Below are 15765 nucleotides of genomic sequence, written 5' to 3'. Positions count from 1 at the left end.
TGGTCCTCTCCCCCTCAGCCGACCCGGCCGGCTTTGCCCAGGATGCCCTGCGGCCTCACGAGCAGCAGCAGGATCAGAATCACGAGCGCGACGGCGTACTTGAGGTCACCGGGCGCACCGAGGGGGCTGGCGAGCTCGACGATCAGGCCGATGATGATGGAGCCGATGAAGGCGCCGAAGGCCGTGCCCAACCCGCCCAGGGTGACGGCGGCGAAGAGCAGCAGCAGGATCTGCATGCCGGTGTCCCAGCGGATGCCGTTGCTGACCGCGAGCGCGTAGAACACGCCGGCGAGACCGGCGAGCGCGGCCGAGGCGGTCCACACCAGTCGGATGATCCGGTCGACGTCGATGCCCGACGCGGCAGCCAGGGCCGGGTTGTCGGAGACGGCCCGGGTGGCCTGCCCGATCCGGGTGCGCAGGAGCACGAACCCGACCAGCGCGATCATCACGATGGAGACGCCCATCGCGATCCAGGACTGGTTGGTGACGGTGATGGGGCCGATCGTGGTGGTGCCGAAGTCCCGCACGACCACCTTCTGGTTCGAGGCGCCGATGAAGTACTGGAAGGCGTACTGGGCGGCCAGCGCCATGCCGATGGTGACGATGACCATCTGGGTCAGGCCCAACCCCCGCCGTCGCAGTGGTTGCCACAGCACCCGATCCTGCAGGTAGCCGGTGGCCCCGCAGATCAGCACCGTGACCACGATGCCCAGCCACAGGTTCATGCCGCCGACGTTGACCAGCCCGTAGGCGACCACGCCGCCCAGGGTGACCTGCTCGGCGTGCGCGAAGTTGGAGAGCCCGGTGGTGCCGTAGATGAGCGAGAGGCCCAGGCTGGCCAGGGCCAGCAGCAGACCGAGCTTCAGGCCGTTGGCGACGCCCTGGACGATGCGCTCCCCGCGGCTCGAGCCGCCGGCCTCGAAGTTGTCGGGGCGGATCTCGAAGAACGCGGCCGCGTTGGCGCCGAGGTTGACGTTGACGCTCACCTCGGCGGGACCGAGCAGCTCGAAGTCGTCGGACAGCGTCTCCTCGTCCAGGCGCACCGTGTAGGCGCCGGGCTCGGTGATGGTGAACGCGAACTTGCCGTCCTCGCCGGTCGTGACGGTGTCGCCCTCCGTGCCGGCCTCGTCGACCAGGGTCAGGTCAGCGCCCTCGACGGGGTCGTTGCGCCCGCCGAGCGTGCCGGCGATGCAGCCCTGCTGGTCGGGCTGGGGCAGGCAGGAGACCGAGACGGTCTGGGCGACCGACGCCGAGGCGGCCGGTGCCAGCAGGGTGCCCGCGAGCACGGCCAGCATCGGTGCCAGCAGCAGCGAGAGCAGTCCGGCGCGCCAGGCGGCCGGTGCCACCCCTCGTGCCCTCCCGCGCGTACCGGCGCTGCGCGCCGATGGTGTGCGACCCACCACGTGATCCTCCCTCTCCGGCCCCTCCGGGGCGACGGCTGCCGGGCACTCTATCCACACCCGGGGGGAATGCTGGCGGTCCAGAGCGCCGCGTGGGGCTGGCGCGCCGGGTCGTGATGCAGTCGTGACCTGACGGCGATGCTCCCGTGGTCGGGATCGGACCGGGACCCTGGTCGGGACGCCTGGTCAGGAGCCGGCGATCGAGGGGCCGTGCTCGACGACACCCTCGGCGACCTGGCGCATCGAGAGGCGCAGGTCCATCGCGGTCTTCTGGATCCAGCGGAACGCGTCGGGCTCGGAGAGCTGGAGCTGCTCCTGCAGGATGCCCTTGGCGCGATCGACCGCCTTGCGCATGGCGAGGCGCTCGGTCAGGTCGGCGACCTCGGCCTCGAGCATGGCCACCTCGCCGAAGCGGCTGACCGCCATCTCGATGGCCGGCACGAGGTCGTTCTTGGTGAACGGCTTGACCAGGTAGGCCATGGCGCCGGCATCGCGGGCGCGCTCCACGAGGTCGCGCTGGCTGAAGGCCGTCAGGATCACCACCGGGGCGATCCGCTCGGCCGCGATCGCCTCGGCCGCGGCGATGCCGTCCAGGACGGGCATCTTGACGTCGAGGATCACCAGGTCGGGCCGCAGCTCCTGGGCCAGCTCGACGGCCCGGGCGCCGTCACCGGCCTGTCCGACGACGTCGTAGCCCTCCTCCCCCAGCATCTCGGCCAGGTCCATGCGGATCAGGGCCTCGTCCTCGGCGATGACGACGGTGCGCGGGGTCGGGGTGCTCGGCGAGGTGGCGCTCACGCGCCCAGGCTAGTGGTTGCGGCTCCGCGCGCGGGTCAGGCCGTCCGCCGCCACCCCGACCGCCGCCGGGCGGGCGACCTCGGCCAGGTAGCGCGCCACCTCCTCGCGCTCGACGCGCAGACGGCTGCACTCCGTCGCCGCGGCGCGCGCGTTGTCGGTGGCGACGGCGTGGCTGCCGACCGACCACCCGGCAACGGCGCCGGTCACGGTCGACCACAGCACCTGCACAGGGCGTCGGGCGGAAGTCATGGGCTTAAAGTACATAAGATCAGTAGAGATTGCTACGCCAGCACCGCACCTGCCGTCGGCTAGGATTCCGAGCCGCCGAGCCCCGGTATTCCAATCGGCAGAGAACGCGGTCTCAAACACCGTCCAGTGTGGGTTCGAGTCCCACCCGGGGCACTACGCCCGTCGATCGGTGTCGGTGGTCGACGGCAGCATCGACCCATGTATCCCTCGAGCGTGCGTGACCGAGCGCGGGCCCTGCGGGCGCAGGGACGGACGTGGTCCGAGGTCTCCCGTCTGCTCGGCGTCAACCGCTCCACGCTCCGGTCCTGGGAGTCCGCACCCGAGCTGTCGGACTGCCCGCGCCCGGCGGTCGAGCGCGCCCTTCCGCACGACGAGCGCCTGGCGCAGGCCTACGCGGCGCTGCTGGGCTACTACCTGGGCGACGGATGCATCTCCCGCTTCCGCAGGTCGACGGTCCTGCGGGTCTCCTGCGACAACCTCTACCCGGGCATCATCGACGACGTCGAAGCGCTGATGCTGTCGGTGCATCCACACCGCTCGGTCTTCCGGGTGCCCGCACCGGGTTGCACCGTGGTGCAGCAGGGCTGGCGGCACTGGCCGTGCTTGTTCCCCCAGCACGGCCAGGGCCGCAAGCACGAGCGATCCATCGGGCTCGAGCCGTGGCAGCTGGCCGTCGTCGCCGAGCACCCGGGACCTCTCCTGCGCGGGCTCTTCCACTCCGACGGCTGTCGCGTGCGCAACTGGGCCCGCCAACCCGTCGCCGGCGAGCTGAAGCGCTACGACTACCCGCGCTGGCAGTTCGTGAATGCGTCCGCCGACATCCGTGAGCTCTGCTGCTGGGCGCTCGACCTCGTCGACGTCGCGTGGCGCCAGTCGGCACCGCGCACCATCAGCGTCTCGCGGCGCGAGGCGGTGGCGTCGCTGGACGCCCTGATCGGGCTCAAGCGGTGACGGCGGGAGGCGTGGAGCCCTTGCGGTAGGCGGGGGCCACCTCGTTGATGGCGTCGCCCATCCGGTGGATGCGCAGGGCGTTGGTGGATCCCGGGATGCCCGGTGGGCTGCCCGCCACGATGACGACGCGATCGCCCTCCTGCACGCGGCCGATCTGCAGCAGCTGCTCGTCGACCTGGCGCACCATCTCGTCGGTGTGCTCGACGCCGTGGGTCTTGAAGGTCTCCACGCCCCAGGTGAGCGAGAGCTGGGAGCGCACCCGAGCCTCGGGGGTGAAGGCCAGCACGGGCACGTGGCTGCGCAACCGCGAGAGACGGCGGGCGGAGTCGCCGGACTGGGTGAAGGCCACGACGTAGCGGGCACCGACGCGGCGGGCGACCTCCTCGGCGGCCTTGGCGATCACGCCGCCGGTGGTGTGGGGGTCCCAGTCGATCTGGTCGAAGTGACCGACCCCGACGTCCTCCATCGCGTGCCGCTCGGTCGCCGAGACGATGCGCGCCATGGTCTCGACCGTGTGGATGGGGTGCTCCCCCACGCTGGTCTCGCCCGAGAGCATCACGGCGTCGGCACCGTCGAGCACCGCGTTGGCGACGTCGTTGGCCTCGGCCCGCGTGGGCGAGGGGCTGGTGATCATCGACTCGAGCATCTGGGTGGCCACGATCACCGGCTTGGCGTTGCGGCGCGCCTTCTCGATGACCTGCTTCTGCAGGAAGGGCACCTCCTCCAGCGGGCACTCCACCCCGAGGTCGCCGCGGGCGACCATGAACCCGTCGAAGGCGGCGATGATCTCGTCGAGGTTGTCGATGGCCTGCGGCTTCTCGATCTTGGCGATCACCGGGAGCATCACCCCGACCTCGCGCATCACCCGGCGCACGTCCTCGACGTCGTGCGCGTCGCGCACGAAGCTGAGCGCGATGAAGTCCACCGAGAGGCTGAGCGCGAAGCGCAGGTCCTCCTCGTCCTTGTCCGAGAGCGCCGGCACCGAGACCGCGACGCCGGGCAGGTTGATCCCCTTGTTGTTGCTGACCCGACCGCCCGTGAGCACCTCGGTGCTCACGTCGGTGTCGGTGACGCCGGTGACCCGCAGGCGCACCTTGCCGTCGTCGATGAGGATGGGGTCGCCGACCGCGACGTCGCCGGGCAGGCCCTTGTAGGTGGTGCCGCACACCTCACCGTCGCCGGGCACGTCGCGCGTGGTGATCGTCCACGCCTGCCCGCGGGTCAGGTGGGCGGACCCCTCGGCGAAGGTCTCCAGCCGGATCTTGGGACCCTGCAGGTCGGCGAAGATCCCGACGCCGTGTCCGCTGGCGTCGGCGGCCTCGCGGACCAGCCGGTAGCTCTCGGCGTGGTCGGCGTGGGACCCGTGGCTCATGTTGAGCCGGGCCACGTCCATCCCCGCGTATACCAGCTCACGGATACGACGCTCCGAGCTGGTGGCCGGACCCAGGGTGCACACGATCTTGGCTCTCCGCACCCACGCAGCCTAGCGCATTGGATCGTTCCAACACGGGCCGCCGTGAGTGGGCACGACGCGGGCACGTCGCTCACCAGGTCTCGACGCGCTCGTCACGACCTCGCGGGCTCGGTCGTGGTCGCTTGCTCGACCACCACCGACGAGGGCGCGCAGTCGCTGCGCTCCGGCGCCCCTGCTCAGGCCATCAGCGGACGAGCGGTCGGCGGGATCGGGGAGGGCAGCGTGGTGGAGCCGGTGAGGAACTCGTCGACGGCGGCCGCGGCCGCGCGGCCCTCGGCGATCGCCCACACGATTAGGCTCTGCCCACGGCCGGCGTCGCCGGCCACGAAGACGCCCCGCTCGCTGGACATGTAGCCCAGGTCGCGCTTGACGTTGCCGCGCTCGTCGAGCTCGACGCCGAGCTGCTCGACCAGGCCCTGCTTCTCCGGGCCGACGAAGCCCATCGCGAACAGGACGAGGTCGGCCGGGATCTCGCGCTCGGTGCCCTCGATCTCCTGCGGGCGCCCGTCCTTGAACTCCACGTCGACCAGGCGCAGCGCGCGCACCTGTCCGTCCTCGTCACCGAGGAACTCCTGGGTGGAGACGCCGTAGACCCGGTCGCCGGCCTCCTCGTGGGCCGAGGAGACCCGGAAGGTCATCGGGTAGGTGGGCCAGGGCTGGCCGTCGGGCCGCTCGGTCGGCGGCTCGCCCATGATCTCCAGCTGGGTGATCGACGCCGCGCCGTGGCGGGTGGAGGTGCCCAGGCAGTCGGCGCCGGTGTCGCCGCCGCCGATGATCACCACGTGCTTGCCGGTGGCCATGATCTGGCCCTCGACCTCCTCGCCGAGGGCGGCTCGGTTGGACTGCGGGAGGAACTCCATGGCCTGGTGGATGCCGGCGAGCTCGCGGCCGGGCACCGGCAGGTCGCGGGCCGCGGTGGCACCCATGGCCAGCACGACGGCGTCGTAGCGCTCGCGCAGCCGCTCGGCGGTGAGGTCGCCCTCGCCGACGTCGACGCCGGCCCGGAAGATGGTGCCCTCGCGGCGCATCTGGTCCAGCCGCTTGTCGAGGTGCTTCTTCTCCATCTTGAACTCGGGGATGCCGTAGCGCAGCAGTCCGCCGATCTTGTCGGCGCGCTCGTAGACGGCGACCGTGTGGCCGGCGCGGGTCAGCTGCTGGGCGGCGGCGAGGCCGGCCGGACCGGACCCGACGACGGCGACGGTGCGACCCGAGAGCCACTCCGGCGGCTGGGGGCGCACCAGGCCGGTCTCCCACGCCTTGTCGATGATCGAGACCTCGATGTTCTTGATCGTCACGGGGTCCTGGTTGATGCCGAGCACGCACGCGGTCTCGCAGGGAGCCGGGCACAGCCGCCCGGTGAACTCCGGGAAGTTGTTGGTGGCGTGCAGGCGCTCGATCGCGCCCTCCCAGTCGTCGCGCCAGACCAGGTCGTTCCACTCCGGGATGATGTTGCCCAGCGGGCAACCCTGGTGGCAGAACGGGATGCCGCAGTCCATGCAGCGGCTGGCCTGGGTGGTGATGATCGGCAGCAGCGCGCGGCCCATCCCGCCCGGGTAGACCTCGTCCCAGTCGTGGATGCGCTCCTCGACCGGGCGACGGGGCGCGGTCTGGCGCCCCTCCTTCAGGAATCCCTTGGGATCAGCCATGGAGTGCCTCCATCATCGCGTGCGCGGTCTCGTTCTCGTCCAGCCCGTCGGCCTCGGCCTTCGCCTTGGCCTCGAGCGACTTGCGGTAGTCGCTGGGCATGACCTCGGTGAAGCGGGTCAGCGAGGTCTCCCAGTCCTCCAGCAGCGCGGCGGCCACCTCGGAGCCGGTCTCCTCGTGGTGACGACGCACCATCTGCTCCAGCTCCTGCGCGGCCTCGCCGACCACCGGGCCGAGCTCGACGAGCTCCTTGTTGACCCGGAAGTCCTTGAGGTCGAGCACCCACGCGACGCCACCGGACATGCCTGCGGCGAAGTTGCGCCCGGTCTTGCCGAGCACCGCCACGCGGCCTCCGGTCATGTACTCGCAGCCGTGGTCGCCCACGCCCTCGGTGACCACCCAGGCGCCGGAGTTGCGCACGCAGCACCGCTCCCCCACGCCGCCGCGGATGAAGATCTCACCTCGCGTCGCGCCGTAGGCGATGACGTTGCCGGCGATGATCTGCTCGTCGGCGCGGAACGTGGCCGCCCGGTCGGGCCGCACGACGATGCGGCCGCCGGAGAGGCCCTTGCCCACGTAGTCGTTGGCGTCGCCCTCGAGGCGCAGGGTGATGCCGTGGGGCAGGAACGCGCCGAAGGACTGGCCCGCCGACCCCACGAGCGTGAGGTCGATCGTGCCGTCGGGAAGTCCCTCGCCACCGTGGCGCTTGGTGACCTCGTGGCCCAGGATCGTGCCGACGGTGCGGTTGACGTTGCGCACGGCCACCTGGGCACGCACGGGCTCGCCCCGCTCGAGGGCGGGCTCGCACAGGGGCACCAGCTCGGTGCGGTCCAGGGACCGCTCGAGGCCGTGGTCCTGGCTCTTGGTGCGGTAGAGGTCCTGGTCGGGGAAGTGGCTGGTGTCGGGGGCGTGCAGGATCGGCGTCAGGTCGAGACCCTTGGCCTTCCAGTGGTCGACGGCGGGCGCGACGTCGAGCGAGCCCACCTGGCCCACGGCCTCCTGCAGGCTGCGGAAGCCGAGCTCGGCGAGCAGCGCCCGCACCTCCTCGGCGATGTAGGTGAAGAAGTTGACGATGTACTCCGCCTTGCCGGAGAACCGCTCACGCAGCACCGGGTTCTGGGTGGCCACCCCCACCGGGCAGGTGTCGAGGTGGCAGACCCGCATCAGGATGCAGCCCGAGACGACCAGCGGGGCGGTGGAGAAGCCGTACTCCTCGGCGCCCAGCAGCGCCGCGACCACCACGTCGCGGCCGGTCTTGAGCTGGCCGTCGGTCTGCACGACGATCCGGTCGCGCAGGCCGTTGACCAGCAGCGTCTGCTGGGTCTCGGCCAGGCCGAGCTCCCAGGGGCCGCCGGCGTGCTTGAGCGAGGTCAGCGGCGAGGCACCGGTGCCGCCGTCGTGCCCGGAGACCAGGACGACGTCGGCGTGCGCCTTGCTGACACCCGCGGCCACGGTCCCCACGCCCACCTCGGAGACCAGCTTGACGTGCACGCGGGCCTCGGGGTTGGCGTTCTTCAGGTCGTGGATGAGCTGGGCGAGGTCCTCGATGGAGTAGATGTCGTGGTGCGGCGGCGGGCTGATCAGGCCCACGCCCGGCGTGGAGTACCGGGTCTTGGCCACCCACGGGTACACCTTGTTGCCGGGCAGCTGCCCGCCCTCGCCGGGCTTGGCGCCCTGCGCCATCTTGATCTGGATGTCGTCGGCGTTGGTGAGGTACTCCGAGGTGACGCCGAAGCGACCCGAGGCGACCTGCTTGATCGAGCTGCGGCGCTCGGGGTCGTAGAGGCGGTCGGCGTCCTCGCCGCCCTCGCCGGTGTTGGACTTGGCGCCCAGCCGGTTCATGGCGATCGCGAGGGTCTCGTGCGCCTCCTTGGAGATCGACCCGTAGGACATCGCGCCGGTGGAGAAGCGCTTGACGATCTCGGAGACCGGCTCGACCTCCTCGATCGGGACCGGCTGGCGCCCGGTGGCGCCGGCGTCCTTGAACCGCAGCAGGCCGCGCAGCGTCATCAGCCGCTCGGACTGCTCGTCGACGGCGCGCGTGTACTGCTGGAAGATGTCGAAGCGACCCGTGCGGGTGGCGTGCTGGAGCCGGAAGACCGTCTCGGGGTCGAACAGGTGCGGCTCGCCCTCGCGGCGCCACTGGTACTCGCCGCCGATCGCCAGCTCGCGGTGGGCGGGGAGGATCCCGCCGCGCGGGTAGGCCGAGGCGTGGCGCCGGGAGACCTCCTCGGCGATGGTGTCGAGGTCGATGCCGCCCAGCTTGGTGGTGGTGCCGGTGAAGTACCGGTCGACGACCTCCTGGGAGAGGCCGATGCACTCGAAGATCTGCGCGCCGGTGTAGGACGCCACGGTGGAGACGCCCATCTTGGACATCACCTTGAGCACACCCTTGCCGAGCGCCTTGACCAGGTTGGCGACGGCCTTCTCCTGCTCGGCCTTGACGTAGTGGCCCTCACGGGCGAGGTCCTCGACCGACTCCATCGCCAGGTAGGGGTTGACGGCGGCCGCGCCGAACCCGACCAGCAGCGCCACGTGGTGCACCTCGCGCACGTCGCCGGCCTCGACGAGCAGCCCCACCTGGGTGCGGGTCTTCTCGCGCACCAGGTGGTGGTGCACGGCACCGGTGAGCAGCAGCGAGGGGATGGGCGCGAGCTCGGCGGTGGAGTGCCGGTCGGAGAGCACGATGATCCGGGCGCCCTCGGCGATGGCGGCGCTGACCTCGCGGCAGACCTCCTCGATCCGCTCGGCCATGGCCGCTCCCCCGCCCTCGACGGGGTAGAGCCCGCGGGAGACGTGGGTGATGAAGCCGGGCATGTCGCCGTCACGGTTGATGTGGCGGATCTTGGCGAGGTCGTCGTTGGAGATCACCGGGAACGGCAGCACCACCTGGCGGCACGAGGCCGGGGTGGGCTCCAGCAGGTTGGACTCCGGACCGATGGTGCCGTTGAGCGAGGTGACGAGCTCCTCGCGGATGGCGTCCAACGGCGGGTTGGTGACCTGCGCGAACAGCTGGGTGAAGTAGTCGAAGATCAGCCGCGGCTTGTCGGAGAGCGCCGCGATGGGGGTGTCGGTGCCCATCGAGCCGATCGGCTCGGCGCCGGTGTTGGCCATCGGGGTCAGCAGGACGCGCAGCTCCTCCTCGGTGTAGCCGAAGATCTGCTGGCGCCGCGTGACCGAGGCGTGGGTGTGGACGACGTGCTCGCGCTCGGGGATGTCGTCGAGGTGGATCAGCCCGGCGTGCAGCCACTCGCCGTAGGGGTGCTCGGCGGCGAGCTCGCCCTTGATCTCCTCGTCCTCGATGATCCGGTGCTCCTCGGTGTCGACGAGGAACATCCGACCCGGCTGGAGGCGGCCCTTGCGCACCACGGTGGCGGGGTCGAGGTCGAGCACGCCGACCTCGGAGGCCAGCACCACGAGGCCGTCGTCGGTGACCCAGTAGCGCGAGGGGCGCAGGCCGTTGCGGTCGAGCACCGCGCCGATCTGGGTGCCGTCGGTGAACACCACGCACGCGGGGCCGTCCCACGGCTCCATGAGAGCGGAGTGGAAGGAGTAGAAGTCGCGCCGCGCCTGGTCCATCTCGGTGTGGTTCTCCCACGCCTCGGGGATCATCATCAGCACCGAGTGGGGCAGCGAGCGACCGCCCATGTGGAGCAGCTCCAGCACCTCGTCGAAGGAGGCGGAGTCCGAGGCGCCCTGGGTGCAGATCGGGAAGATCCGCTCTAGGTTGCCGGGGATCAGGTCGGAGTCCAGCAGCGCCTCGCGGGCCCGCATCCAGTTGCGGTTGCCCATGACGGTGTTGATCTCGCCGTTGTGGGCGATGAACCGGAAGGGGTGCGAGAGCGGCCAGCTCGGGAAGGTGTTGGTGGAGAACCGCGAGTGCACGACCGCCAGCGCCGAGGCCATCCGCTCGTCGCGCAGGTCGGGGTAGAACTTGTCGAGCTGGTCGGTGGTGAGCATGCCCTTGTAGGCCAGCGTCCGCGAGCTCAGCGACGGGAAGTACACGTCGGTCTCGCGCTCGGCGCGCTTGCGCAGGCAGAACGCCAGGCGCTCCAGGCCCATGCCGGTGAGGCGCTGGCCCGTGGCGACGACGAAGAGCTGGCTGAAGGTGGGCATGACGCCGCGCGCGGTCGAGCCGAGGATCTCGGGGTCGACCGGCACGTCACGCCAACCCAGCACGGTGAGGCCCTCGGCCTCGGCGAGCTCCTCGATGCGACCGCGGGTCTTCTCGACCTCGTCGGGGTCGCCCGGGATGAACGCGGTGCCCGCGGCGTAGGCGCGCGGGGTGGGCAGCTCGATGCCGGCCTCGGCGGCCACCTCGCGCAGGAACGCGTCGGGGATCTGCATCAGGATGCCGGCGCCGTCACCGGAGTTCGGCTCGGCACCGGCGGCGCCGCGGTGGTCGAGGTTGCGCAGCGCCGTCAGCGCCTTGGCGACGATGTCGTGGCTGGCCTCGCCGGTGAGCGTGGCCACGAAGGCCACGCCACAGGCGTCGTGCTCGAAGGCGGGGTCGTAGAGACCCTGAGCCGGCGGGAACGCGTGCGGGTAGGGCACTGGGGTTCTCCCGTCGTCGTCGGTGCACGAGCCAGCGGACCGGCGGTGCAGCTTGGGCGCACAGGACTTCGTTGACCCACGCGGCGGAGCCTCCAGGTTACCACCGCGTGAACCGGCTCAGCGCGTGTCGTCGGTGCGCTGGACGCCGGTGCTGCCGGGGTCCTCGACCGGGTCCTCCGCGGGCCCCGTCGCGGGCTCGGTCTCCGGGGTGTCGTCGACGTCGCGGGACGCCTCGTCCACCGGCTCGCGACCGGTCACGTACACCTGCTCCTCACGCCCGGGACGCCGGCGGCCCTGCCAGACGAAGAACAGCGCGGCGAGCACGAAGCACACGATCGAGACCCAGACGTTGAGCCGCAGGCCACCCACGTCGTCCAGCTCGACCGGGTCGATGCGCAGGTTCTCGATCCATCCGCGACCGGCGGTGTAGGTCATCACGTAGAGCGCCACCACCCGGCCGTGCCCGAGTCGCAGCCGGCGGTCGAGGTAGATCACCAGCGCGAACGCCGCCAGGTTCCACACGAACTCGTAGAGGAACGTGGGGTGGAAGGTGGTCCCGGCGTCGAAGCCGGCGGCGCGGGCGGTCTCGTCGCTGACGCGCAGCGCCCAGGGCAGGTCGGTGGGGCCGCCGAAGAGCTCCTGGTTGAACCAGTTGCCCCAGCGACCGATGGCCTGCCCGACCAGCACGCCTGGCGCCATCGCGTCCAGGATCGGCAGCAGCCGGATGCCCTTGACCTTCGCGCCGATCACCACGCCGAGCGCCCCCAGCGCCACGCCGCCCCAGATGCCGAGCCCGCCCTGCCACACGTAGAGCGCGCTCACCGGGTCGCGGCCCTCGCCGAAGTACAGGCCACGGTCGGTGATCACGTGGTAGAGCCGGGCACCGACGATGCCGAAGGGCACCGCCCACACGGCCAGGTCCTGCACGTCGCCGGGGCGGCCGCCGCGCGCCACCCAGCGCTTCTCCCCGATCCAGATCGCGATGACGATGCCGAGGATGATCGCCAGCGCGTACCCCCGGATCGGCACGGGGCCGAGGTACCACACGCCCTCGGCCGGGCTCGGGATGGCGAGCGGCAGCACCGCGGAGGCTTGCACGAGCGAGGAGATCACCCCCTCAGTCTGGCGCAGCCACCCGCGTCAGCCGCCCAGCAGGGTGTGGATGTCGGCCGCGAACTGAGCGCCGGTGGTGTCGTCGTCCCAGTAGACCGGGGAGCGGTCCTCGGGGTCGATGCCCATGATCTTGGTGGTGTGGCCGCCCGGGTCGACGCGGTCGACGCCGACCGCGATGCTGTTGCCCACCTCGATGACGTCGTCGAGGGTGCCCGTGAGACCGATGAACGAGGGGTCGAGCCGGTCGAGGTACTCCCGGATCACCGGGGCAGTGTCGCGCTCGGGGTCGGTGGTCACGTAGACGACGTCGATCGCCTCGCGGTCGGCGTCGTCGAGGCGGGTCATGGCCTGGGCGAGCGACCCCATGACGGTCTGGCAGATGTCGGGGCAGTTGACGTACCCGAAGAAGACCAGCGTCAGCTCGGCGTCGGTGTCGTCGGCCAGCGAGAACGGCTGGCCGTCGGTGTCGGTGAGCGGGAGCGGCGAGACCTCGTAGGGGGTGTCGAGGGCGGTGCCGCTGAAGTCGTCGGCACTGGCGCCACCACTGCACGCGGTGAGGGTCATCAGGCTCGCCGCCAGCAGGGCGACGGCGCTACGCCGGGGTCGGCTCACCACGGCGCACCCCCTCGGCCAGCTCGGCGGTGAGGGCGGCGAGGGCGCGCAGCCCCCCGGCGCGGTCGTCGGCGTGGTCGAGCAGCACCCGCACGAACGCCGAGCCCACGATGACGCCGTCGGCGAACGCGGCCACCTCGGCGGCCTGGTCACCGGTGCTGACGCCGAGCCCGACACCCACGGGCAGCTGCGACGGCGCGAGGCGCTTGGCACGCTCGACGAGCGGCGCGGCCAGCCCGCTGGTGGTCGTGCGGGCGCCGGTGACGCCCATCACGGCGGTCGCGTACACGAACCCGCGGCAGGCCGCGGTGGTCATCGCGATCCGCTCGTCGGTGCTGGACGGCGCGACCAGGAAGACCTTGTCGAGGCCGTGCTGGTCGGCGGCCCGGGTCCAGACGGGAGCGACGTCGGGGGTCAGGTCGGGGGTGATCAACCCCGCTCCCCCGGCCGAGGCGAGGTCGGCGGCGAACCGCTCGACGCCGTAGCGCTCCACCGGGTTCCAGTAGGTCATCACCACGGTGGGCGTGCCGGTGGCGGCGACGGCCTCCACCGTGCTCAGCACGTCGCGGGTGCGGAACCCGTTCTCCAGCGCCTGCTGGGCGGCCGCCTGGATGGTGGGGCCGTCCATCACCGGGTCGCTGTAGGGCAGACCGACCTCGATGACGTCGCAGCCGGCCTCGACCATCACCCGCAGCGCCTCGGCGCTGCCCGGCACGTCGGGGTACCCGGCCGGCAGGTAGCCCACGAGGGCGGCACGACCCTCGGCCCGGGCGACCTCGAAGGCGCGTCCGGTGGTGGTGCCGATGGCCGTGCTCACGTGTCGCCGTCCTCGCGCGCGGCCTCGGCGTCGGGTCGGCGGTCACCCAGACCGAACCAGTCCATGGCGGTCTCCATGTCCTTGTCGCCGCGACCCGAGAGGTTGACCAGGACGACGCCGTCGGGGCCCAGCTCGCGAGCCAGCTCGTAGGCACCGGCGAGCGCGTGCGACGTCTCGATCGCGGCGATGATCCCCTCGGTGCGGGCCAGCACCGACATGGCGTCCATGGCCTCGGCGTCGGTCACCGGCGAGTAGGTGGCGCGCCCGCTGCGTGCCAGGAAGGCGTGCTGCGGGCCCACGCCGGGGTAGTCGAGCCCGGCCGAGATGGAGTGCGACTCGGCGGTCTGGCCGTCCTCGTCCTGCAGCACGAAGGTGCGCGCGCCGTGCAGCACGCCGCTGGCGCCGGCGCCGATGGTGGCCGCGTGACGGCCGGTGGCCACACCCTCGCCGCCGGCCTCGAAGCCGTGCACGGCCACCTGCTCGTCCTCCAGGAAGGCGGTGAAGAGGCCGATGGCGTTGGACCCGCCGCCCACGCACGCCGCGACGGCGTCGGGCAGCCGGCCGATCATCTGCAGGCACTGGGCCCGGGCCTCGTCACCGATGCCGCGGGTGAAGTCGCGCACCATGCTCGGGAAGGGGTGCGGGCCCGCCGCGGTGCCGAACAGGTAGGCCGTGTGGTCGACCGAGGCCACCCAGTCGCGCAACGCCTCGTTGATGGCGTCCTTGAGGGTCGCGCTGCCCGAGGAGACAGGCACGACCTCGGCGCCGAGCAGCTGCATGCGGGCCACGTTGAGTGCCTGGCGCCGGGTGTCGACCTCGCCCATGTAGACGGTGCAGTCCAGGCCGAAGTAGGCGGCGGCGGTGGCGCTCGCGACGCCGTGCTGGCCGGCGCCGGTCTCGGCGATGACGCGCTGCTTGCCCATGCGCTTGGTGAGCAGCGCCTGGCCCATCACGTTGCGCACCTTGTGGGCGCCGGTGTGGTTGAGGTCCTCGCGCTTGAGCAGGATCCGGGCGCCGCCGATGCGCTCGGTGAGCCGCTCGGCGTCGTAGAGCGGGCTGGGCACGTTCGCGTAGTCGCGCAGCACGGCGTCGAACTCGGCGAGGAAGGCCTGGTCGGCCATCGCCTCCTGCCAGGCGACGGTGAGCTCGTCGAGGGCCGCGACGAGTGCCTCGGGCATGAAGCGCCCGCCGAAGGCCTCCGCGGCGGCGCCGGCACCGCCGAACCAGCCCAGGGCGTCGGCCTCGAAGCGGCCCGGAGCCCGACCCGGGACCTGCACCGGGGCGGTCATGCCTCGATGCCCGTCATCGCGGCGACCGTCTCGCGCGGGGCGCCGTCGCGCACCAGCGCCTCGCCCACGAGCACCGCACGGGCACCCTCGGCCACGAAGCGCTTGACGTCGACCGGACCGGCGATGCCGCTCTCGGCCACGAGCACCCGGTCGTCGGGCACGTGGGGGGCCAGCCTCCCGAACGTGTCGGGGTCGACCGCGAGGGTCTTGAGGTTGCGGGCGTTGACGCCGACCAGCTCGGTGCCCAGCGCGACGGCGCGCTCGGTCTCGGCCTCGTCGTGCACCTCGAGGAGCACCGTGAGCCCGAGCTCACCGGCCAGGTCGTGCAGCCGGCGCAGCAGGTCGTCGTCGAGGGCCGCGGCGATGAGCAGCACCAGGTCGGCGCCGGCGGCCCGCGCCTCGACGACCTGGTACTCGGTGACCACGAAGTCCTTGCGCAGCAGCGGGGTGTCGACCGCGGCGCGCACGGCCCGCAGGTCGGCGAGGCTGCCGCCGAACCGGCGCTCCTCGGTGAGCACGCTGATGGCGGCGGCTCCTCCGGCGGCGTACTCCGCAGCGAGCGCGGCCGGGTCGGCGATCTCGGCCAGGTCGCCCTTGCTGGGCGAGCGTCGCTTGACCTCGGCGATCACGCTCGAGCCGGGGGCACGCAGGTGCGGCATCGGGTCGCGCGGCGGGTCGACGTCGGCCAGGGCGGCGCGGAGGTCGGCCAGCGGCACCTGCGCCTCGCGGTGGGCCAGGTCGGCGCGCACGCCGTCGACGATCTCGTCGAGCACGGACATGGGTCTCAGCGTCCTTCGAGTGGCGGGTGGTGGCGGCCCGGCCGATGGCCGGTGGCCGCCTGGGTCCCCAGGTGCGAGGGGCCCG

Annotated in this window: 12 protein-coding genes and 1 tRNA gene; 2 read left to right on the top strand and 11 right to left on the bottom strand. The window is 71.9% G+C overall.

Annotated features, from left to right (window positions below; all coding sequences use genetic code 11):
- Positions 1–14: 14 nt before the first annotated feature.
- From ABD948_RS20175 to ABD948_RS20165, 3 genes are all read right to left on the bottom strand, one after another.
- Positions 15–1346 carry an ABC transporter permease subunit gene (locus ABD948_RS20175; protein ID WP_345271676.1) on the bottom strand — a complete coding sequence of 444 codons (1332 nt, stop codon included), beginning with the start codon at positions 1344–1346 and terminating at the stop codon, positions 15–17.
- 240 nt (positions 1347–1586) lie between these two features.
- On the bottom strand, positions 1587–2198 hold the full coding sequence (locus tag ABD948_RS20170; RefSeq protein WP_345271675.1) for an ANTAR domain-containing response regulator: 612 nt from the start codon (positions 2196–2198) through the stop codon (positions 1587–1589).
- 9 nt (positions 2199–2207) lie between these two features.
- Complete coding sequence (locus tag ABD948_RS20165) at positions 2208–2447, bottom strand: hypothetical protein (protein WP_345271674.1); 240 nt, start codon at positions 2445–2447, stop codon at positions 2208–2210.
- 79 nt (positions 2448–2526) lie between these two features.
- Here ABD948_RS20165 and ABD948_RS20160 point away from each other — a divergent pair.
- A tRNA-Leu gene (locus ABD948_RS20160) sits at positions 2527–2600 on the top strand.
- Between the two features lie 45 nt (positions 2601–2645).
- Positions 2646–3398, top strand: a complete 753-nt coding sequence (locus ABD948_RS20155) for a transcriptional regulator (protein ID WP_345271673.1) — start codon at positions 2646–2648, stop codon at positions 3396–3398.
- Here ABD948_RS20155 and pyk read toward each other — a convergent pair.
- The 8 genes from pyk to trpC all read right to left on the bottom strand — a co-directional run bounded on the left by pyk (position 3388) and on the right by trpC (position 15680).
- Positions 3388–4872: a pyruvate kinase gene (gene pyk / locus ABD948_RS20150; protein WP_345271672.1), complete on the bottom strand. Its 1485-nt coding sequence runs from the start codon at positions 4870–4872 to the stop codon at positions 3388–3390. The genes ABD948_RS20155 and pyk overlap by 11 nt on opposite strands.
- A 176-nt stretch (positions 4873–5048) precedes the next feature.
- A complete protein-coding gene (locus tag ABD948_RS20145; protein WP_345271671.1) occupies positions 5049–6518 on the bottom strand; it encodes a glutamate synthase subunit beta in 1470 nt (489 codons plus the stop codon).
- Positions 6511–11070: a glutamate synthase large subunit gene (gltB, locus tag ABD948_RS20140; RefSeq protein WP_345271670.1), complete on the bottom strand. Its 4560-nt coding sequence runs from the start codon at positions 11068–11070 to the stop codon at positions 6511–6513. The genes ABD948_RS20145 and gltB overlap by 8 nt, the downstream gene beginning before the upstream one ends.
- Before the next feature lie 117 nt (positions 11071–11187).
- Positions 11188–12183, bottom strand: a complete 996-nt coding sequence (lgt, locus tag ABD948_RS20135) for a prolipoprotein diacylglyceryl transferase (RefSeq protein ID WP_345271669.1) — start codon at positions 12181–12183, stop codon at positions 11188–11190.
- Positions 12184–12210: 27 nt separating this feature from the next.
- The gene (locus tag ABD948_RS20130) at positions 12211–12798 is read right to left on the bottom strand and encodes an SCO family protein (RefSeq protein ID WP_345271668.1); all 588 of its coding nucleotides are present in this window, start codon (positions 12796–12798) and stop codon (positions 12211–12213) included.
- The gene (gene trpA / locus ABD948_RS20125) at positions 12776–13612 is read right to left on the bottom strand and encodes a tryptophan synthase subunit alpha (protein ID WP_345271667.1); all 837 of its coding nucleotides are present in this window, start codon (positions 13610–13612) and stop codon (positions 12776–12778) included. Before trpA ends, ABD948_RS20130 begins: the two co-directional genes overlap by 23 nt.
- Positions 13609–14901, bottom strand: coding sequence for a tryptophan synthase subunit beta (gene trpB / locus ABD948_RS20120; protein WP_345271662.1), 1293 nt, complete (start codon positions 14899–14901; stop codon positions 13609–13611). Before trpB ends, trpA begins: the two co-directional genes overlap by 4 nt.
- A complete protein-coding gene (trpC, locus tag ABD948_RS20115; RefSeq protein ID WP_345271659.1) occupies positions 14898–15680 on the bottom strand; it encodes an indole-3-glycerol phosphate synthase TrpC in 783 nt (260 codons plus the stop codon). Before trpC ends, trpB begins: the two co-directional genes overlap by 4 nt.
- Between the last annotated feature and the right edge of the window lie 85 nt (positions 15681–15765).

It is taken from the genome of Nocardioides nanhaiensis, from assembly GCF_039542785.1.
Lineage (GTDB): Bacteria > Actinomycetota > Actinomycetes > Propionibacteriales > Nocardioidaceae > Nocardioides > Nocardioides nanhaiensis.
This window is presented reverse-complemented; position numbering and strand designations above follow the sequence as displayed.

Coding starts and splice junctions, on each gene's coding strand:
- trpC (WP_345271659.1), bottom strand. CDS start 15,680: ATGTCCGTGCTCGACGAGATCGTCGACGGCGTGCGCGCCGACCTGGCC.
- trpB (WP_345271662.1), bottom strand. CDS start 14,901: ATGACCGCCCCGGTGCAGGTCCCGGGTCGGGCTCCGGGCCGCTTCGAG.
- ABD948_RS20145 (WP_345271671.1), bottom strand. CDS start 6,518: ATGGCTGATCCCAAGGGATTCCTGAAGGAGGGGCGCCAGACCGCGCCC.
- ABD948_RS20155 (WP_345271673.1), top strand. CDS start 2,646: ATGTATCCCTCGAGCGTGCGTGACCGAGCGCGGGCCCTGCGGGCGCAG.
- ABD948_RS20165 (WP_345271674.1), bottom strand. CDS start 2,447: ATGACTTCCGCCCGACGCCCTGTGCAGGTGCTGTGGTCGACCGTGACC.